The sequence below is a fragment of the Streptomyces sp. NBC_01261 genome (genome assembly GCF_036226385.1).
GTDB lineage: Bacteria > Actinomycetota > Actinomycetes > Streptomycetales > Streptomycetaceae > Streptomyces.
This window is the reverse complement of record NZ_CP108463.1, coordinates 4639554-4658987: the sequence shown is the minus strand read 5'-3', so window position 1 is coordinate 4658987 and position 19434 is coordinate 4639554. Positions and strand designations below refer to the sequence as shown.

Sequence of the window (19434 nt, the reverse complement as noted above, 5' to 3'; positions counted from 1 at the left end):
ACGGCTCAGATACCGGCCGCCGCCGACAGGTCCCGCTTGATCGTCGCGAGGGTCTCGGTCGCCCGCGCGCGGGCCGCCGGGAGATCGGCGTGCGTGGCGACGGGGACCACGACCTCCAGGTAGCACTTCAGTTTGGGCTCGGTGCCGCTGGGCCGGACGATGACCCGGGCGCCGTCGAGCGTGTAGCGCAGGCCGTCCGTGGGCGGGAGCTGCTCCGTGCCCTCGCTCAGGTCCTCGGACTTGGTGACGGCCAGCCCCGCGAGCGCGGTCGGCGGCTGCTCGCGCAACCGCCGCATGGCGTCCGCGATGACGGACAAGTCCTCCACGCGGACGGAGAGTTGATCGGTGGCGTGCAGACCGTGCTCCACGGCGAGATCGTCGAGGAGGTCGAGCAGATCGCGCCCCTCGGCCTTCAACTCGGACGCCAGCTCGGTGATGAGGAGGGCGGCCGTGATGCCGTCCTTGTCGCGCACGCCGTCCGGGTCCACGCAGTAACCGAGGGCTTCCTCGTAGCCGTAGCGAAGGCCCTCCACCCGGGCGATCCACTTGAAGCCGGTGAGGGTCTCCTCATAGGGCAGACCCGCCTTCTCGGCGATACGGCCGAGGAGGGACGAGGAGACGATCGACTCGGCGAAGGTGCCCCGGGCACCGCGCCGCACGAGGTGCGCGGCGAGCAGCGAGCCGACCTCGTCGCCGCGGAGCATCCTCCAGTCACCGTCGGCTTTCACGGCCACGGCGCAGCGGTCGGCGTCGGGGTCGTTGGCGATGATCAGGTCGGGGTCGCTCGCGCGGGCCCGCTCGAAGGCGAGGTCCATCGCGCCGGGCTCCTCCGGGTTGGGGAACGCGACGGTCGGGAAGTCCGGGTCGGGCTCGGCCTGTTCGGCGACGAGCACGGGTTCCGGGAACCCCGCCCGGGCGAACGCGGCCAGCAGTACGTCCTTGCCGACGCCGTGCATCGCGGTGTAGACGGTGCGGGCGGTGCGGGGGGAGGCCGGGGCGAGGACGGCGTCCGTGCGGGCGAGGTAGGCGTCGAGGACGGCGTCGTCGAGGAGCTCCCAGCCGGTGTCCGGACGGGCCACGTCGTGCAGGGAGTTGACGGCCTCGATCTCGGCGGCGATCTCCGCGTCGGCCGGGGGCACGATCTGGGAGCCGTCGCCGAGGTACACCTTGTAGCCGTTGTCCCGGGGCGGGTTGTGGCTGGCGGTGACCTCCACGCCCGCGATCGCGCCCAAGTGCCGTATGGCGAAGGCGAGTACGGGGGTGGGGAGGGGGCGGGGCAGTACGGCCGCCTTGAGCCCCGCGCCGACCATCACGGCGGCGGTGTCGCGGGCGAAGTCGGCGGACTTGTGGCGGGCGTCGTAGCCGATGACGACGGTTCCGTCGGTCGCGCCGTGCTGCTTGAGGTACGCGGCGAGTCCGGCGGCGGCCCGGATGACGACCGCTCGGTTCATCCGCATGGGCCCGGCGCCGAGTTCGCCGCGGAGGCCGGCGGTGCCGAACTGGAGGGTGCCGCTGAAGCGCTCGGCGAGCTCGGCGACGTCCCCGGCGTCGATGAGCTTGGCGAGCTCGTCACGGGTGTCCGCGTCGGGGTCCTCGGCGAGCCAGGTCCTGGCCCGCGCGATGAGTTCGTCGTCGTGCACGTCGGGGCAACCTCTCGTGGGGTATGTCGGTGGGAAACATCCGGGGGGGCCAGGGGGCGGAGCCCCCTGGGGACGGTGCCTACAACCGCCCGAGCACCTGGGCCAACAGCGACCCCATCTGCGAAGCGGAATCCCGGCCGGCCTGAAGAACCTCCTCGTGGTTCAGCGGCTCGCCGGTCATCCCCGCGGCGAGGTTCGTCACCAGGGAGATACCCAGCACCTCCGCACCCGCCTCGCGCGCGGCGATGGCCTCCAACACCGTCGACATGCCCACCAGGTCCGCGCCGATCACCCGAGCCATGCGGATCTCGGCCGGAGTCTCGTAGTGCGGCCCGGGGAACTGGGCGTAGACGCCCTCCTCCAGAGCCGGGTCGATCTCCTTGCACAGGGCGCGCAGCCGGGGGGAGTACAGGTCCGTGAGGTCGACGAAATTCGCGCCGACGATGGGGGACGTGGCCGTGAGGTTGATGTGGTCGCTGATCAGGACCGGCTGGCCGGGACGCATGCCTTCGCGCAGGCCACCGCAGCCGTTGGTCAGGACGATGGTCTTGCAGCCGGCGGCGACGGCGGTACGGACGCCGTGCGCGACGGCGGCGACACCGCGGCCCTCGTAGTAGTGGGTACGGCCGAGGAAGACCAGCGCGCGCTTGTCACCGATCTTGTACGAGCGGACCCTGCCCCCGTGTCCCTCGACGGCCGGCGGCGGGAAACCGGGCAGCTCGGTGACGGGGAAGTCGGCCTCGGGTACGCCGAGGGCGTCGACGGCCGGTCCCCAGCCGGAGCCCATCACAAGGGCGACGTCGTGGGTCTCGGCGCCCGTCAGTTCGCGCAGGCGCGTGGCGGCGGCGTCAGCGGCGGCATGGGGGTCGCCCTGGATGTCGTCCGGAAGAAGAGATGCGTTCACGCGGATGAGCGTAGCTGGTCTGGGCCTACGCGCGTAGATGACAGAGCGCACGGGACGGCGATCGTTGTCTTGTCGTTTCCAACGAGACCTGTGACGGGCGTTATGTGTGGGAAACCCTCAGCAGGGGCGCTTCCGCAGTTCCATCACGTAGTCGTGCGGCGCGCCCGCGGACTCGGCGGCGTCGGCGAGCTCACCGAGGTACCGCGCCGACGGGAGTCCCCCCTCGTACCCGTTGAGGACGTACAGCCAGACGGGTTCCTCGCCCTCCAGGGTGTGCACCCGGACCCGCATGCGGCGGTAGACGTCGAGGCCGACGCCCTCCCACCGGTCCATGGAGTCCTCGTCCGGCGGGGCGATCTCGTACAGCGCGACGAAGACCTGGGAGCGCGGGGCCTCCACGATCGTCGCGAGCGCGCCCTCCCAGCCCATGTGCTCGCCGCCGAAGGTCAGCCGCCACCCGTTCAGCCAGCCCGTGGCGCGCAACGGCGAGTGCGGGGCGCGGCGGGTCATCAGCCGCGCGTCGAGATTGCCGGCGTACGCGGCGTAGAGCGACATGCTTCGAGAGTACGGCAGCGGAACCACCCGTCACTCCCGTAACCGGGGGTACCTCACGACACCGGGGTACGGGGAGGGCCGGGGTGTGCAGCCGCACCCGCAGGGGCCCGCGCGCCCACCGCCGCCCTTCGTGCCCGCGTCCGCCGCCGCACTCCGCGCCCCGTCGCCGCAACGGCCGATGGCCGCTCAGCCCCATCCCGCAGACGCCCGCCCCCGCCCCCGGGTTCTTGACTTCGCTCACACCTGCCGCCCACCCCGCGCCTCCCTCACCTGTACCGACGACTCCGGCTCACCGCCCACCGCCCCCCTCCGCCCGGCAGGGCCCTCGCCCCCGGGCGGAAGCACCTTGAAGCGTGCGGGACAATGGGGTACGTGACTCGGATCGTGATCATCGGTGGCGGACCCGGCGGCTATGAAGCGGCGCTGGTGGCAGCGCAGCTCGGCGCGGAGGTGACCGTCGTCGACTGCGACGGTCTGGGCGGGGCGTCGGTGCTGACCGACTGCGTCCCGTCGAAGACCCTTATCGCGACGGCCGAGGTGATGACCACCTTCGACTCGTCGTACGAGGAACTCGGCATCATCGTCGCCGACGACACCCCGCCCCTGGAACAGGCGGCCCGGGTCGTCGGCGTGGACCTCGGCAAGGTCAACCGCCGTGTGAAGCGCCTCGCGCTCGCCCAGTCGCACGACATCACCGCGTCCGTGACCCGGGCCGGCGCCCGTGTCCTGCGCGGCCGGGGCCGGCTCGACGGCATGCAGGCCATAGACGGCTCCCGCAAGGTCATCGTGAAGGCGGCCGACGGCACCGAGGAGACCCTCGTCGCCGACGCCGTCCTCATCGCGACCGGCGGCCACCCCCGCGAGCTGGACGACGCCCGCCCGGACGGCGAGCGCATCCTGAACTGGACCCAGGTCTACGACCTCACCGAACTCCCCGAAGAGCTGATCGTGGTCGGCTCCGGTGTCACCGGCGCCGAGTTCGCCGGCGCCTACCAGGCCCTCGGCTCCAAGGTCACCCTCGTCTCCTCCCGCGACCGCGTCCTGCCCGGCGAGGACCCGGACGCCGCCGCCGTACTCGAAGACGTCTTCCGGCGCCGCGGCATGAACGTCATGGCCCGCTCCCGCGCCCAGTCCGCCAAACGCGTCGGCGACAAGGTCGAGGTCGTCCTCGCCGACGGCCGTGTCATCACCGGCTCGCACTGCCTCATGGCCGTCGGCGCCATCCCGAACTCCGCGGGCATGGGCCTGGAGGAGGCGGGCGTCAGGCTGCGCGACTCGGGCCACATCTGGACCGACAAGGTCTCCCGTACGACGGCTCCGGGTGTGTACGCCGCCGGTGACGTGACCGGGATCTTCGCGCTCGCCTCGGTGGCCGCGATGCAGGGCCGTATCGCGATGTACCACTTCCTGGGCGACGCGGTGGCCCCGCTCAACCTGAAGACCGTCTCCTCGAACGTCTTCACCGACCCCGAGATCGCGACCGTCGGCTACAGCCAGGCCGACGTCGACGGCGGCAAGATCGACGCCCGCGTCGTGAAGCTCCCGCTGCTGCGCAACCCGCGCGCGAAGATGCAGGGCATCCGGGACGGCTTCGTCAAGATCTTCTGCCGTCCGGGCACCGGCATCATCGTCGGCGGTGTGGTCGTGGCGCCCCGCGCCTCGGAACTGATCCACCCGATCTCGATCGCCGTCGACAACAACCTGACGGTCGAACAGATCGCGAACGCCTTCACCGTCTACCCGTCTCTTTCGGGCTCGATCGCCGAGGTGGCCCGGCAACTCCACACGCGGAAGGCGACGGGCGAAGTCTGAGCCGAAACGGACTCCCCGCTGGTCACGGGGAGTTGTCGACCATTCGGGCGGCATAGGCGGCGAGACTAGGCCCTATACCACTTCCGGTCCTGCTGTACGAACAACTTCCGTTATTCGGCGCAAACACCTGAAAGCAGACGGTCGTTGGGGTTACTGTCAGTTTCGTGTTCGCTGCAGAACGTCGCCAATTGATCCTCGAAATGGTGCGAGCGAATGGGGCCGTATCGCTCCGTGAGCTCGCCCGCGTCGTCCAGACCTCCGAAGTGACCGTACGGCGGGACGTGCGCGCACTGGAGGCAGAAGGACTCCTCGACCGCCGGCACGGCGGTGCGGTATTGCCGGGCGGGTTCACGCGAGAATCCGGCTTTCCGCAGAAATCGCATCTCGCGACCGCCGAGAAGACGGCCATCGCCGATCTCGCCGCGAGCTTCGTCGAAGAGGGCGAAGCGATCGTGGTGGGGGCGGGTACCACGACCCAGGAGCTGGCCCGTCGGCTCGCCCGGGTGCCCGGACTGACCGTGGTCACCAACTCCCTGCTGGTGGCCCAGGCGTTGGCCCATGCCAACCGCGTGGAGGTCGTCATGACCGGGGGCACCCTGCGTGGCTCCAACTACGCGCTGGTGGGCAGCGGGGCGGAGCAGTCCCTCCAGGGCCTGCGGGTCTCCCGGGCCTTCCTCTCCGGGAGCGGACTGACCGCCGAGCGCGGCCTGTCCACGTCCAACATGCTGTCGGCGTCCGTCGACCGGGCCCTCGTCCAGGCCGCCGCCGAGGTCGTCGTCCTGGCCGACCACACCAAGCTCGGCACGGACACCATGTTCCAGACCGTGCCCACGGACGTCATCACCCGCCTCGTCACCGACGAGCCCCCGGGCCACGACGACCGCGCGGCCACGGAGTTGCAGGCGCTGGCCGACCAGGGGGTGCAGATCGCCGTGGCCGGCGCATCGGGAAGCCAGGGGGGTGACCAGACCCCGACGCGGGACCAACGCCGCCGGGACGTACCCCTCCCGGCACCGCGACGGGGTCAAGTACCGGGCGGAGGACCGGGGTTGCGTGCGGCGGGCGTACTCGGCGGGGAGTCCCCCGAGCGGGAGCGTGCGGCGAGGGTGGCGGATCTGCGCAGGCGTTGACCGGTTCGTTTTCGGCTTGCAGGCCGGTGGGGGCTGGTCGCGCAGTTCCCCGCGCCCCTTAGAAACGCGGGTCGGCCCATGTCTTCTAGGGGCGCGGAGAACTGCGCGACCAGCCACGACGGCGCCGCACCCGAAAACCGAACCGGCGCTACGGCTTCAATCCTCGCAACGTCAACGTCAGCAACCTGTCGGCCAGTTCGGGATCCCCGGCATTGCCCTCCGCCGCGAGAGCGATCGCATGGGTCAGCTGAAGCAGGTCGCCGATCTCGACGTCACCGCGCACGTCACCGGCGTCCTGCGCTCGGCAGAGCAACGCACCCCCCGCCGCACGGATCGGGTCGCTGCACCGGGCCAGCGCGGACGTCCCGTCATGGGCGACCGCCATCAACGCCCGGGAAAGCCCCCGGTACTCACTCGCGTGCGTCACCATCTCGCGCAGCCAGGTCACCAGGGCCGCGCACGGCTGCGGGGCGGAGAGCAACTCCCGGGAACGGGCGAGGAGTTCACCCACCGCGTCCTCGAAGACCGCGCTCATCAGGGACTGCCGGTTGGGGAAGTGCCGGTACAGCGTGCCGATACCGACACCCGCCCGCCGCGCCACGTCCTCCAGGGACGCGTCCGTACCGTGCGCGGCGAAGGACACCCGGGCCTCGGCGAGCAGCCGCTCGTAGTTGCGGCGGGCGTCGGCGCGCAGCCCCGCCGGCGGCCTGACTGTGTCGGCCATGGGTCCCACCTGCCCTCCTAGGCACTGTGCCGTCACATTACAGAGGTGCCCGGCGGACAGGCTGTTCCTGTCGGCCGGGCACCTCCGGACGTACCGCCGGATCAGTCCTTGATCTCGCAGATGGCCGCGCCGGACGTGATGGACGCCCCGACCTCCGCGCCAAGTCCCTTGATCGTGCCGGACTTGTGCGCGTTCAGCGGCTGTTCCATCTTCATGGCTTCGAGTACGACGATGAGGTCGCCCTCCTTGACCTCCTGGCCCTCCTCGACCGCGACCTTGACGATCGTGCCCTGCATCGGCGAGGCGAGGGTGTCGCCGGAGGCGACGGGGCCGGACTTCTTGGCCGCGCGGCGCTTCGGCTTGGCCCCGGCGGCGAGGCCGGTGCGGGCCAGTGACATGCCGAGCGAGACCGGGAGGGAGACCTCCAGACGCTTGCCGCCGACCTCGACGACGATCGTCTCGCGGTCCGCGTCCTCGTCCGCCTCGGCGTCCGTGGGGGCCGCGAAGGGCTTGATCTCGTTGACGAACTCGGTCTCGATCCACCGGGTGTGGACCGTGAACGGGTCGGCGGAGCCGGTGAGTTCGGGGGCGAACGCCGGGTCCCTGACGACCACGCGGTGGAACGGGAGGGCCGTGGCCATGCCCTCGACCTGGAACTCGTCCAGCGCACGCGCGGCACGCTGGAGCGCCTGCGCGCGGGTCGCGCCGCTGACGATCAGCTTCGCGAGGAGCGAGTCCCACGCCGGGCCGATGACGCTGCCCGACTCGACACCGGCGTCCAGGCGGACGCCCGGGCCGGACGGTGCCGCGAACGTGGTGACGGTGCCGGGCGCGGGCAGGAAGCCGCGGCCCGGGTCCTCGCCGTTGATGCGGAACTCGAAGGAGTGGCCGCGCAGTTCGGGGTCGCCGTAGCCGAGTTCCTCGCCGTCGGCGATACGGAACATCTCGCGGACGAGGTCGATGCCGGCGACCTCCTCGGTGACCGGGTGCTCCACCTGGAGGCGGGTGTTGACCTCAAGGAAGGAGATCGTGCCGTCCTGGCCGACGAGGAACTCGACGGTCCCGGCGCCGACGTAGCCGGCCTCCTTGAGGATGGCCTTCGAGGAGGCGTACAGCTCGGCGACCTGAGCCTCGGAGAGGAACGGCGCGGGCGCCTCCTCGACGAGCTTCTGGTGGCGGCGCTGGAGGGAGCAGTCACGCGTCGACACGACGACCACGTTGCCGTGGGAGTCGGCCAGGCACTGGGTCTCCACGTGTCGCGGCTTGTCCAGGTAGCGCTCGACGAAGCACTCGCCGCGACCGAAGGCGGCGACCGCCTCGCGCACCGCGGAGTCGTACAGCTCGGGAACCTCTTCGAGCGAGCGGGCCACCTTCAGACCGCGACCGCCGCCACCGAAGGCGGCCTTGATCGCGATGGGCAGACCGTGCTGCTCGGCGAACGCGACGACCTCGTCCGAGCCCGACACCGGGTCCGGCGTACCGGCCACCAGCGGGGCACCGGCGCGCTGGGCGATGTGCCGGGCGGCGACCTTGTCACCGAGGTCCCGGATCGCCTGCGGCGGCGGGCCGATCCAGATCAGGTCCGCGTCGAGGACCGCCTGGGCGAACTCGGCGTTCTCCGACAGGAATCCGTAGCCGGGGTGGATGGCGTCGGCACCGGACTCGCGGGCCGCGTTGAGGACCTTGCCGATGTCCAGGTAACTGCTCGCCGGTGTGTCACCGCCCAGGGCGAACGCCTCATCCGCGGCGCGGACATGCAGAGCGTCCCGGTCCGGGTCGGCGTATACGGCCACGCTCGCGATCCCGGCGTCCCGGCAGGCCCGGGCTACGCGGACAGCGATTTCGCCACGATTGGCGATGAGCACCTTGCGCACGATTGAGGCTCCCTCCTTGAAACAAGCCGAGTTTAGGGACTGCCGACACGGCGCATCGACCCGTCCCCAGTGGTGAGCTTGCCCACACGGAGCGTGATGCGAGGCTTGCTCGACCCGTGAAATCCCTTGTCGCACCTCGGTACGCAGGACTCCTCGTGGAAACCCTAGCTCTCCGGTGTGGGCAAGGTCTCTGTGAGAGCGTGCCGCGTGCCACGCCGTTTCTTTGTGGAGTCCCTACGAATGGCCCAATGATTCTTTGCCCCCGCTACAACCCTTGTCCCGCGGTTTACCCGTTAGTAGCGTTCACTGTGCCTCGAACGTACTTGAGGTAACGCAAGCTTTGGTCGAGTGGTGGTCGAGAGTGGGTGGGGGCCGGTGGTACGCAGGCCAGTGGCATGGATCTTGGCGCTTGTCCTCTTCGTGGAGGCGCTCGGAGTGGCCGCGCTGAACTGGTTCCTGGGGATCGTCGTCGACCGCCAGGACATGTCCCTGGCCGGCCTCGACCCGGACGCGATGTCCATCTCCTCGAAGGTCGGCGGCATCGTCTTCGGCCTCTACTTCGCCCTGTGCGGAGTGGTCGCCCTGCTCGTCGCCCTGCGCGACCGGGCCCCGGCGGGCCTCGGCCGCATCCTGCTGATCAGCGTGGCCGTGGTGCACGGCCTGCTGGGCGCGTTCGCGTGGGGCCTGGTGGGCCCGGGAGCGTTCGTGTCCATGGTGGTGGTGCTCGCCCTGGTCGTCCTGCTCCTGATGACCTACGACCGCCGGGAGGTCCCCGCGGAGGGGAGCCCCGAGCAGGGCGCGGGCAGGAACGAGGGCCCGGGACCGATCGCCCCGCCGGCCGCCCCCAACCCCTCCTGACCGAACTCCTCCCGGCCGAACTCCTCCCGGCCGACGGCTACTTCTCCCGTGGGGTCCACAACTCCGTGATGCCGACGCCCAGTTCGGCCAGCAGACGGCGAACGAGCGGCAGGCTGATGCCGATCACGTTGCCGTGGTCGCCGTCGATGCCCTCGATGAACGGTGCCGACAGGCCGTCGAGGGTGAACGCCCCGGCGACGTAAAGGGGTTCGCCCGAGGCGACGTACGCGGCGATCTCGGCGTCGGTCGGTTCGCCGAAGCGGACGACGGTGGACGCGGTCGCCGAGACGTACCGGCCGCCGGTCGTGTCGTAGACGCAGTGGCCGGTCTGGAGTGTTCCGGCGCGCCCGCGCATCGACTTCCAGCGGGCGGTGGCCTCCTCGGCGTCGGCGGGCTTGCCGAGGGCCTCGCCGTCCAGGTCGAGCACGGAGTCGCAGCCGATCACCAGGGCACCCTTGACCTCGGGCCTCGCGGCGACGACGGAGGCCTTGGCCTCGGCGAGCGCGAGGGCGAGTTCGGCCGGGGTGGGGGCGCTGACGGCGTCCTCGTCGACCCCGCTCACGATCACCTCGGGGTCCAGTCCGGCCTGGCGCAGCAGGCCCAGCCGGGCGGGGGACTGGGAGGCGAGCACGAGTCGGCGGCGCGGCTGATCTGTCATGTGTCCAGGGTATCGGCGCGGTCCGGGGCGCTCACGTCAGCCCGAGCACGATCATCGCCAGCACCATCGCGAGCGCCATGAGAATCCCGAGCCGCCGCAACATGACCTGGGTCTCCCGCAGTTCCTCGGGAGGCTCGTTGTCGGGGTCGGACCACAGCATGTCACCAGCGTGCGGCTTGGCCGGGGTGGGCGCCTGAGTACGGGTACTCAACTTCCCCGGCTTCCTTTCGGTGTCGCCCGACGTCGCCAAAAGGGTCCATGGTTCCGTTAGAGTAATGGAACTGTGGTTCCTTTTGGAGAGGTGTGTCATGTTCGCTGCTGCCTGGACCGCGTCACCCCAGCTCCCGAGCGAGGGCTTCACGCCGAACTGGTCCCGCGAGGGGTTCTGGCGTCAGTCGTTGCGGCAGGTCGTGCGGTTGACGGCGGGTGGGGAGAGGGTGCGGGTGCGGTTCTCGAACGCGTACGGGAATTCGCCGGTGAGGGTCGCGGGCGGCTCCGTGGCCGTCGGAGGGTCTGGTGTGCGGCTGACCTTCGGGGGCGGCTCGGCGGAGGGGGAGATGCCGGCGCGGGGGGAGTTGGTGAGCGACGCGGTCCAACTCGCCGTAGAAGCGGGGGAGTCGGTGGTCGTCACGCTGTACTTCGACACGGCCACCGGGCCCGCGACCTTCCATGCGCAGGCGTTCACCACCAGTTACCGAGGTGGGGGGTGTCTGCTGGACGAGGGCGGGAACGGGTTCACCGAGGCCAGTGAGTCCTGGTACTTCCTGTCAGCCGTGGAGACCGACTCCGGGCGTACGGACGGGATTGTTCTTTTTGGGGACTCCATCACCGACGGGTTCGGGTCCACGCCGGGGGCCGACCGGCGGTGGTCGGACGCCTTGGCCTCGCGGACGGGGCGGGCCGTGCTGAACGCGGGGATCGGGGGGAATCTGCTGCTCAACGACTCCGCGTGGTACGGGGAGCGGGGTGTGGGCAGGTTCGGGCGCGACGTGCTTCGACCGGCCGGGGTGGACACCGTCGTTGTGTTGCTGGGGCTGAACGACATCGGGTTCAGCGAGACGGATGCGCAGCCTACGTACAAGCCGGCGCCGGTGGTCTCCGCGGGTGAGGTCGTCGCCGCGTACAGGGAGTTGATACGGCAGGCCGGTGAACTCACCGTGATCGGGGCGACCTTGTTGCCGTTCGGGGGGTCGGATCACTGGGGGGAGCGGGCGGCGAAGGTGAGTTATGAGGTCAACGAGTGGGTGCGGTGTTCGGGGGAGTTCGACGGGGTTGTCGATCTGAACCGGGTGATGGCCGATCCGGGGGATCCGGACCGGCTGCACCCTGCTTACGACTTCGGTGATCAGCTGCACCCCGACGACGAGGGGTACGGGGTGATGGCTGACGCTGTGGCGCGTTGTCTGTAGCCGCGGAGCCTTCGGGCGGGGAGGCGTGTCAGCGGGAGGGGGGGACCTATGTGACGGTCCTGGCCCGCGCCGTGGCCGGTGGCCGCGGTGGCGATGCCGAGGACCGCCAGGGCGGCCAGCGGGAGGGTCCAGCTGTGTGTGGCGTCGTGCACGATGCCGAGGAGCAGCGGGCCGGCCGCCGCCACGAGGTAGCCGATGGACTGTGCCATGCCCGCCAGCGCGGCGGCCTCGCCGGGGCTGTCGGCGCGCTGGCTCTGGAAGGTCAGCGCGAGGACGAGGCAGGCGCCGCCGCCGAGTCCCAGCAGGGTGCACGCCAGGACGGACAGGGCCGGGGCGGTGACCAGAACGGTGAAGCCGCCCGCCGTGAGGATCGACGCCCCGGCCGCGGTCCAGCGCTGGTCGTGCCGGCCCCGGGTGAGCAGGGGCAGAAGGCTGCTGGCGGCCAGCGAGACGACCTGGTAGTAGAACAGCATCCATCCGGCCGCGGTGCTGCTCGCGCCGTGGTCGACCAGGATGCTGGGCAGCCACGCGACGGCCGTGTAGAAGGCCAGGGACTGCAGGCCCATGAAGAGGGTGACCTGCCAGGCGAGCCGCGACCGCCAGGGCACCGGGCTGCGGGTCCCGCCGGTGGACGCCTGCGGCTTGTCGCCCCGGGTCCGGGGCAGCCAGGCGAGGAGCGCCGCGACGGTGAAGGCGAGGCCCCAGGCCAGCGCGGTGTGCCAGGAACCCGGCACGGAGTGGGCCAGCGGCGCGGAGATCCCGGAGGAGACCGCCGCCATGAGGCCCATGACAGTGACGTAGAGAGCGCTGACGCTCTGGATGCGGTGCGCGGGCACGCTGCGTCTGATCAGCGCGGGCAGCAGCACGTTGCCGAACGCGATGGCCGCGGAGAGCAGCACCGTTCCGGCGAACAGGCAGATCACCGAGGGAAGGGAACGGACCACCGTTCCGACGGCCAGCACGCCGAGCGCCGCGACCAGCAGGCGGGCGCTGCCCCACCGGTGGGAGGCTCGGGCGACCAGGGGTGACGTCGCGGCGAACGTCAGCAGCGGGAGGGTGCTGAGCAGCCCGCCCCAGCTCGACGTCAGACCGCTGCCGTGTTCTATCTCCGGGAGGAGGGCGCCGACGCCCGTGAGGGTGGTGCGCAGGTTGGCCGCCACGAGGCAGATGGCGACGAGGAGCCCGACCGACACGGCGGGCCGGGTGATGTCGGCACGGTCGACGAGCGGTACCTCGGCGGCGGAGTGCTGCTGGGAGGTCGAAGTCGGCCGCGTGCTCACTGGTCCTCCGCCGCTCGTGGTGTCGTGGTGTCGTGGTCGTGGGTGAGCCGGACGATCGCGGCGGCCGCGGCACGGGCGGCGCCCGCGTCCCGGGACCCGATCGCGTCGACCAGCCGCCGGTGCAGGCGGGCGTGCTCCTCGGCGTGGCCGGCGTCCCAGGTCAGACCGCCCAGGGACGAGGTGAGTGCCGTGCCGAGGTAGTCGTACACCTCGATCAGCAGGTCGTTGCCGCTCGCCCGGACGACGGCCCGGTGGAACAGCGCGTCGACGCTCGTGGCCGCGGCCGGGTCCTCGCCGGCGCTGGCCTCGTCGGCGTCGGCCAGCAGCTCCCGCAGCTGCTCCAGCTGCTCCTCGCTGCGGCGCAGGGCCGCGGCTCCCGAGGCGTACTCCTCCAGGACGGTCCGCAGCTCCAGCACCTTGTCCCGCTCCACGGAACCGGCCCGCCGCACCATGACCGACTGCAGCTCGCTGGAGGAGCGGACGTAGGTGCCGTCCCCCGCCCGGGGCTCCAGCAGTCCCAGGTGCACCAGTGCGCCGATCGCCTCCCGCAGCGTGCTGCGTCCGACTCCGAGTTCGTCCATGAGGGCCTGCTCCGGCGGGATCCGCGTCCCCACCGGCCAGCCTCCCGTCTCGATGTGCGAACGGAGACTGTCCACGAGTTGGGCGGACAGACTGGCGGTTCGCCGTGGTGCGCTGATGCGTGTCATGGAGGCACCGTACAACAAACATCAGACGTTTGAACATCGCATGTGATCTCGGGGCATGTCAGAGCCAATGACTCGGCCCGGCATCCGCACGTCGGGCTGCGCGATGCCGGGCCGCGAGGGGCGGTTCTCCCTAGCCGGGCCAGAAAGTGCGGGTCCACGCGCTCGGCCCGGGGTGGGGCAGCCTGGCGCCCGCGACGCGCGACGGGTCGGACCACGCGTCCCGCTGCCTCGGGGTGCCCGGCGGCGTGGAGGTGGCCGCCGCGGCGCGGGCCCTGACCACCGCCAGGGCCGCCGCCAGTTCCTCCGGGGTCGGGTTGCCCCGTACGACTTTGATGTTCATGAGGGCGCTCCTCTACAGGGGGATGTTGCCGTGCTTCTTCGGGGGCAACGACTCGCGCTTGGTGCGGAGTTGGCGCAGGCCGCGGACCACGTGGCGCCGGGTGTCCGAGGGGAGGATCACCGCGTCGACGTAGCCGCGTTCGGCCGCGATGTAGGGGTTCAGGAGGGCGTCCTCGTACTCCTGGATCAGGCGGGCCCGGGTCGCCTCGACGTCACCGGCCGCCTCCGCCTCCGCGATCGTGCGGCGGTGCAGGATGTTGACCGCGCCCTGGGCGCCCATAACGGCGATCTGGGCGGTCGGCCAGGCGAGGTTGAGGTCGGCGCCGAGGTGCTTGGAGCCCATGACGTCGTAGGCGCCGCCGAAGGCCTTGCGGGTGATCACCGTGATGAGGGGGACTGTTGCCTCCGCGTACGCGTAGATCAGCTTCGCGCCCCTGCGGATGATGCCGTAGTGCTCCTGGTCCACGCCCGGGAGGAAGCCGGGGACGTCCACGAAGGTGATGACCGGGACGTTGAACGCGTCGCAGGTGCGGACGAAGCGGGCCGCCTTCTCGGAGGCGTCGATGTCCAGGCAGCCCGCGAACTGCATCGGCTGGTTCGCCACGATGCCCACCGGGCGGCCCTCGACCCGGCCGAAACCGGTGAGGATGTTCGGCGCGAACAGCGGCTGCGTCTCGAAGAACTCGGCGTCGTCCAGGACGTGTTCGATCACCGTGTGCATGTCGTACGGCTGGTTCGCGCTGTCCGGGACCAGCGTGTCCAGCTCGCGGTCCTCGTCCGTGACGGTGAGGTCCGCCTCCTCGGGGAACGCCGGCGGCTCGCTGAGGTTGTTGGACGGGAGGTACGACAGCAACTGCTTGACGTACTCGATCGCGTCCTTCTCGTCGCCCGCCATGTGATGGGCCACACCCGAGACCGAGTTGTGGGTCCTGGCCCCGCCCAGCTCCTCGAAGCCGACGTCCTCACCGGTGACCGTCTTGATGACGTCCGGGCCGGTGATGAACATGTGCGAGGTCTGGTCGACCATCACCGTGAAGTCGGTGATCGCGGGGGAGTACACCGCGCCGCCCGCGCACGGGCCCACGACGAGGGAGATCTGCGGGATCACGCCGCTCGCGTGGGTGTTGCGGCGGAAGATCTCGCCGTACGCGCCGAGCGAGGCCACGCCCTCCTGGATGCGGGCGCCGCCGGAGTCGTTGATGCCGATGACCGGACAGCCCGTCTTCAGCGCGAAGTCCATCACCTTGACGATCTTCTGGCCGTAGACCTCGCCCAGGGCGCCGCCGAAGACCGTGAAGTCCTGCGAGAACACGGCGATCGGGCGGCCGTCGACCGTGCCGTACCCGGAGACGACTCCGTCGCCGTAGGGGCGGTTCTTCTCCAGGCCGAAGTCCGTGGAACGGTGCCGGGTCAGCTCGTCGAACTCGACGAAGGACCCCTCGTCGAGGAGCAGGTCGATCCGCTCACGGGCCGTCAACTTGCCCTTGGCGTGCTGCTTTTCGACGGCACGTTCCGAGCCGGCGTGCGTCGCTTCCTGGATGCGGCGCTGAAGATCCGCGATCTTCCCGGCGGTGGTGTGGATGTCGATCTCTTGAGGCGCTTCCGGCTCGGACATCGGGATTGCGGCTCCCTGCCTGCTCAAAAGGGGGACGGGTTACTCATCCGTAGAGTAGTGGCGGGCCTACCGATCGGCAGTGCGGCGTACAACACACCTCGGGTGGCTTGCACGACACACCCCTAGGGTGGCTGGCATGACGCCGCGAGATGCCTCAGACGACAGCAGCCGTTGGTCCGATCTGGAACGGCCGCCCCTCAACGCGGGCGCGCTGCGCCGCGGACTCGTGCGGGCGGGCGGGCTGTGGACCGGCGTGGAGGTCGTGCAGCGCACCGGTTCCACCAACTCCGACCTCGTCGCGCTGGCCGCCGCGGGCAAGGCCGCCGAGGGCACCGTCCTGGTCGCCGAGGAGCAGACCTCCGGGCGCGGGCGACTCGACCGGCAGTGGACCGCACCGGCCCGCTCCGGCCTGTTCTTCTCCGTGCTCCTGGAGCCGGGCGACGTTCCCGTGGCCCGCTGGGGCTGGCTCCCGCTGCTCACCGGGGTCGCCGTCGCGACGGGGCTGTCCCGGTCGGCCGGGGTCGACACGGCACTCAAGTGGCCCAACGACCTCCTGGTGACTGTCGGCGGCGAGGAACGCAAGGCCGGCGGCATCCTCGCCGAGCGAGCGGGCGACGACGCCGTGATCGTCGGCGTCGGCATCAACGTCAGCCTGCGCGAGGACGAGCTGCCCGTGCCCCAGGCGGCCTCCCTCGCCCTCGCCGGGGCGGTCACCACGGACCGCGATCCCCTCCTGCGGGCGGTTCTACGGTCCCTGGAGCACTGGTACGACAAGTGGCGCGCGGCGGGCGGCGACCCGGTCGCCAGCGGCCTCCAGGAGACCTACGCGGCCGGCTGCTCGACGCTCGGCCGGGTCGTCCGGGCCGAACTGCCCGGGGACCGGTCGATCACCGGCGAGGCCGTCGCGATCGACGGCGACGGGCGGCTCGTGCTGGCCACGGAGGACGGCGTGCAGGAGCCCGTGGGGGCGGGCGACATCGTCCACCTGCGCCCCGCGTGACCCCGACCGCCCTTGTGGCGGCCCGGTCCGTGTGACTCAAGGAGTGAGCTGGCCCACACCTGCCGTAGCATTGGGCCCGGTCGATACCTGACCGTGGCAGATCGGAAGGGCAGCAGGCGTGACCGTCGACGACACGGGCTCCGGCGCGGACGCGGACGGCCGGGTGGCCCCCGATGCCGCCGAACCCGGCGAGGATCCGCTCGCGCTGCGCCTCGAAGGGCTCATCCTGGGCGCCGAGCGCCGTTACACCCCCTTCCAGGCGGCCCGCACCGCCGGCGTCTCCATGGAGCTGGCCACGCGCTTCTGGCGGGCCATGGGCTTCGCCGACGTCGGCCAGGCCAAGGCGTTCACGGAGGCGGACGTCCTCGCGCTGCGCCGCCTCGCCGGTCTCGTCGAGGCGGGGCTCCTCAGCGAGGCGATGGCCGTGCAGGTGGCCCGCTCCACCGGGCAGACCACCGCGCGGCTGGCCGGCTGGCAGATGGACTCGTTCCTGGAGGGCCTCACCGAGCCGCCGGAACCGGGCATGTCCCGCACCGAGGTGACGTACCCGATCATCGAACTGCTCCTGCCCGAACTGGAGGAGTTCCTCGTCTACGTCTGGCGCCGCCAGCTCGCCGCGTCCGCCGGCCGGGTCGTCCAGGCGGGCGACGACGAGGAGATGGTCGACCGGCGCCTGGCCGTCGGCTTCGCCGACCTGGTGGGCTTCACGCGGCTGACCCGGCGCATGGAGGAGGAGGAACTCGGCGAACTGGTCGAGGCCTTCGAGACCACCGCCGCCGACCTGGTGGCAGCGCGTGGCGGTCGCCTCATCAAGACCCTGGGCGACGAGGTCCTCTACTCCGCGGACGACGCCGGGGTCGCCGCCGAGATCGCCCTGCTCCTGATCGAGACCATGGCGAACGACGAGACCATGCCCGAACTCCGCGTCGGCATGGCCTTCGGCACGGTGACGACCCGCATGGGCGACGTCTTCGGCACGACGGTCAACCTCGCCTCCCGCCTCACGTCGATAGCTCCACGCGACGCCGTCCTCGTCGACAGCGCCTTCGCCGAGGAGTTGATCCGCAGCGGCGAGGCCCCCGCCTCCGAGGCGGAGGCGGCGGAAGCCGCGGCCACCGCCGAGAAGGAGGGCGAGGACCCCCCGACGTACCGCTTCGGGCTCCAGCCGATGTGGCAACGCCCCGTGCGCGGCCTGGGAGTTGTCGAACCCTGGCTCCTCACACGCCGGGACTCGTCACCGGCGTAGTACCTCAGCCGCGATGGACCAGTGGGTCCACGCAGAGCCCGATGATCGGCACGCACAGACTGGGCCGACTCGGGGCGGGGGCGGGGGAGTTGGCGGTCCGGCTGGGTGTGGGAGTCGGGGTTGAGGTCGGCAGGGGAGCCGGTGCCTGAGGTGGCGGAGTGGTCGCGGCCGTCGTCGTCTCGGGGACGGTCGTAGGGTCCGCGGCTACGGGTGTCGTCGGCGTCGCGGTCGCATACGGAGTCGGTACGATCCCGGAGGCCGCCGTAGGGGTGGGTGTGATGCCGCCCATCACCGAGGTCGCGGAGGGGATCGCGGCCGGGCCCGCGCTGATGGTGGCGGCGGCGTTGGCGGGCCGGTCCGTGCCGTCGCCGGTACCGCTGCCGGGGTCCGGGCGGGGATCCGCCTCCGCCGTACCCAGCCCGCCGATTCCCGACTCGGGTGCCAGCCGTACGAGGCTCAGCACCCCGGCGGCCACGGCGAGCCCTCCGACGGCGAGCAGGACCTTGCGGGGCCGGGGACGGCGGTGCCGGCCCCTGGAGAGCGGCGACGCCATGTCCGCCCCGCCCTCGGCCGGCTCCGCCTTCGTGGTCGTCGTCACGATCCCTCCCCTGTGGTGTGGCGGACGCACGTTATGCGCTTCTACGGGCGGTGCGGCGGGAGTTGGGCGGGATGTCACCCGAACGGGGAAGGCTCGTGCGATGATCGGGACGAGGTCTGTTAACCCACGTTAACCAGGAGGCGGTCATGAGCGAGGAGCGGTTCGGGGAGTTCGTGCTGGTGCGGCGGCACGGGTACGTCGCGGAACTGGTCCTGGACCGGCCCAAGGCCATGAACGCCGTCTCCACGGCGATGGCGCGCTCGATCGCCGAGGCCTGCGCGGCGCTGGCGGCGGACCGGGACGTACGCGTGACCGTGGTGACCTCGTCGCACGAGCGGGCGTTCTGCGTCGGCGCGGACCTGAAGGAGCGCAACGCGTTCAGCGACGCGGATCTCGTACGGCAGCGCCCGGTCGCGCGGGGTGCGTACACGGGGGTCCTGGAGCTGCCCATGCCGACGATCGCCGCGGTCCACGGCTTCGCCCTCGGCGGCGGCTTCGAACTCGCCCTGTCCTGCGACCTGATCGTGGCGGACGGTACGGCGGTGGTGGGGCTGCCGGAGGTGTCGGTGGGGGTGATCCCGGGAGGCGGCGGTACGCAGCTGCTGCCGCGCCGGGTGGGTGCGGCGCGGGCGGCCGAACTGATCTTCACCGCGCGGAGGTTGGAAGCGGCGGAGGCGGCGGAGCTGGGCCTCGTGGATGTCCTGGTGGAGGCCGGTCAGGACCGCGAGGAGGCGCTGGCGCTGGGCGCGCGCATCGCCGCGAACTCGCCCGTTGGGCTGCGGGCGGCCAAGCGGGCGTTGCGGTTGGGGCATGGGTTGGATCTGCGGGCGGGCCTTGAGGTCGAGGACGCGGCGTGGCGGTCGGTGGCGTTCTCGGGGGACCGGGCGGAGGGGGTCGCGGCGTTCAACGAGAAGCGGACGCCGGAGTGGCCGGGGGAGTAGGGGGAGCCGCGCAGGAGGAAGAGGGGGTCTTCGTGCGTTGCCGGGTGCGGGTTCGTTGTGGCTGGTCGCGCCCGCGCGGCGGAGCCGCATAGCGATACGGCCCCGCGCCTCTGGGTGGCGACGGCCGGCCGCGTTGGTGAGTGG

Annotated in this window: 19 protein-coding genes; 7 read left to right on the top strand and 12 right to left on the bottom strand. The window is 71.3% G+C overall.

Features of this window, described 5'->3' with window-relative positions; all coding sequences use genetic code 11:
• Positions 1-5 precede the first annotated feature (5 nt).
• The 3 genes from OG226_RS20150 to OG226_RS20140 form a co-directional block, all read right to left on the bottom strand.
• On the bottom strand, positions 6-1640 hold the full coding sequence (locus tag OG226_RS20150; RefSeq protein WP_328679736.1) for a phospho-sugar mutase: 1635 nt from the start codon (positions 1638-1640) through the stop codon (positions 6-8).
• 79 nt (positions 1641-1719) lie between these two features.
• Entirely contained in the window at positions 1720-2544 is an 825-nt protein-coding gene (locus OG226_RS20145; protein WP_328679735.1) for a purine-nucleoside phosphorylase, read from the bottom strand.
• A 117-nt stretch (positions 2545-2661) separates the two neighbouring features.
• Positions 2662-3099, bottom strand: coding sequence for a gamma-glutamylcyclotransferase (locus OG226_RS20140; RefSeq protein ID WP_327401721.1), 438 nt, complete (start codon positions 3097-3099; stop codon positions 2662-2664).
• A gap of 363 nt (positions 3100-3462) precedes the next feature.
• Here OG226_RS20140 and OG226_RS20135 point away from each other — a divergent pair, with 363 nt between their 5' ends.
• Both OG226_RS20135 and OG226_RS20130 read left to right on the top strand, forming a co-directional pair.
• Positions 3463-4911 carry an NAD(P)H-quinone dehydrogenase gene (locus OG226_RS20135; RefSeq protein ID WP_328679734.1) on the top strand — a complete coding sequence of 483 codons (1449 nt, stop codon included), beginning with the start codon at positions 3463-3465 and terminating at the stop codon, positions 4909-4911.
• Between the two features lie 164 nt (positions 4912-5075).
• Complete coding sequence (locus tag OG226_RS20130; RefSeq protein WP_328679733.1) at positions 5076-6041, top strand: DeoR/GlpR family DNA-binding transcription regulator; 966 nt, start codon at positions 5076-5078, stop codon at positions 6039-6041.
• Positions 6042-6189: 148 nt separating this feature from the next.
• Here OG226_RS20130 and OG226_RS20125 read toward each other — a convergent pair whose 3' ends face one another.
• Entirely contained in the window at positions 6190-6765 is a 576-nt protein-coding gene (locus OG226_RS20125) for a TetR/AcrR family transcriptional regulator (RefSeq protein ID WP_329349644.1), read from the bottom strand.
• A gap of 101 nt (positions 6766-6866) precedes the next feature.
• Positions 6867-8639, bottom strand: a complete 1773-nt coding sequence (locus OG226_RS20120) for an acetyl/propionyl/methylcrotonyl-CoA carboxylase subunit alpha (protein ID WP_328679731.1) — start codon at positions 8637-8639, stop codon at positions 6867-6869.
• 390 nt (positions 8640-9029) lie between these two features.
• Here OG226_RS20120 and OG226_RS20115 point away from each other — a divergent pair, with 390 nt between their 5' ends.
• Positions 9030-9497 (top strand): hypothetical protein, encoded by a 468-nt coding sequence (locus tag OG226_RS20115; protein WP_329349643.1) that lies wholly within the window; start codon positions 9030-9032, stop codon positions 9495-9497.
• 37 nt (positions 9498-9534) lie between these two features.
• Here OG226_RS20115 and OG226_RS20110 read toward each other — a convergent pair whose 3' ends face one another.
• Positions 9535-10155 (bottom strand): Maf family protein, encoded by a 621-nt coding sequence (locus tag OG226_RS20110; RefSeq protein WP_328679729.1) that lies wholly within the window; start codon positions 10153-10155, stop codon positions 9535-9537.
• 31 nt (positions 10156-10186) lie between these two features.
• Positions 10187-10315, bottom strand: a complete 129-nt coding sequence (mmpB, locus tag OG226_RS20105; RefSeq protein ID WP_327401714.1) for a morphogenic membrane protein MmpB — start codon at positions 10313-10315, stop codon at positions 10187-10189.
• A gap of 148 nt (positions 10316-10463) precedes the next feature.
• On the opposite strand from mmpB, the gene OG226_RS20100 reads away from it, so the two are divergent.
• Positions 10464-11564: an SGNH/GDSL hydrolase family protein gene (locus OG226_RS20100; RefSeq protein ID WP_329349642.1), complete on the top strand. Its 1101-nt coding sequence runs from the start codon at positions 10464-10466 to the stop codon at positions 11562-11564.
• Here OG226_RS20100 and OG226_RS20095 read toward each other — a convergent pair.
• From OG226_RS20095 to OG226_RS20080, 4 genes are all read right to left on the bottom strand, one after another.
• The gene (locus OG226_RS20095) at positions 11501-12844 is read right to left on the bottom strand and encodes a CynX/NimT family MFS transporter (RefSeq protein WP_329349641.1); all 1344 of its coding nucleotides are present in this window, start codon (positions 12842-12844) and stop codon (positions 11501-11503) included. The two genes, OG226_RS20100 and OG226_RS20095, sit on opposite strands and share 64 nt — an antisense overlap.
• Entirely contained in the window at positions 12841-13551 is a 711-nt protein-coding gene (locus tag OG226_RS20090) for a FadR/GntR family transcriptional regulator (RefSeq protein ID WP_329349640.1), read from the bottom strand. The genes OG226_RS20095 and OG226_RS20090 overlap by 4 nt, the downstream gene beginning before the upstream one ends.
• 130 nt (positions 13552-13681) lie before the next feature.
• A complete protein-coding gene (locus OG226_RS20085) occupies positions 13682-13891 on the bottom strand; it encodes an acyl-CoA carboxylase subunit epsilon (protein WP_329349639.1) in 210 nt (69 codons plus the stop codon).
• Positions 13892-13903: 12 nt separating this feature from the next.
• Positions 13904-15505 (bottom strand): acyl-CoA carboxylase subunit beta, encoded by a 1602-nt coding sequence (locus OG226_RS20080; RefSeq protein WP_329349638.1) that lies wholly within the window; start codon positions 15503-15505, stop codon positions 13904-13906.
• 136 nt (positions 15506-15641) lie between these two features.
• Between OG226_RS20080 and OG226_RS20075 the strand changes: the two genes are divergently transcribed.
• Together OG226_RS20075 and OG226_RS20070 are read left to right on the top strand one after the other, a co-directional pair.
• Positions 15642-16505 carry a biotin--[acetyl-CoA-carboxylase] ligase gene (locus tag OG226_RS20075; RefSeq protein ID WP_329349637.1) on the top strand — a complete coding sequence of 288 codons (864 nt, stop codon included), beginning with the start codon at positions 15642-15644 and terminating at the stop codon, positions 16503-16505.
• Between the two features lie 118 nt (positions 16506-16623).
• On the top strand, positions 16624-17751 hold the full coding sequence (locus OG226_RS20070; protein ID WP_328679714.1) for an adenylate/guanylate cyclase domain-containing protein: 1128 nt from the start codon (positions 16624-16626) through the stop codon (positions 17749-17751).
• 4 nt (positions 17752-17755) lie between these two features.
• Here the strand turns inward: OG226_RS20070 and OG226_RS20065 are convergent, their stop codons facing one another.
• Complete coding sequence (locus OG226_RS20065; RefSeq protein WP_329349636.1) at positions 17756-18349, bottom strand: hypothetical protein; 594 nt, start codon at positions 18347-18349, stop codon at positions 17756-17758.
• 146 nt (positions 18350-18495) lie between these two features.
• Between OG226_RS20065 and OG226_RS20060 the strand changes: the two genes are divergently transcribed.
• Positions 18496-19290, top strand: coding sequence for an enoyl-CoA hydratase/isomerase family protein (locus OG226_RS20060; protein ID WP_329349635.1), 795 nt, complete (start codon positions 18496-18498; stop codon positions 19288-19290).
• The last annotated feature ends 144 nt before the right edge of the window (positions 19291-19434 follow it).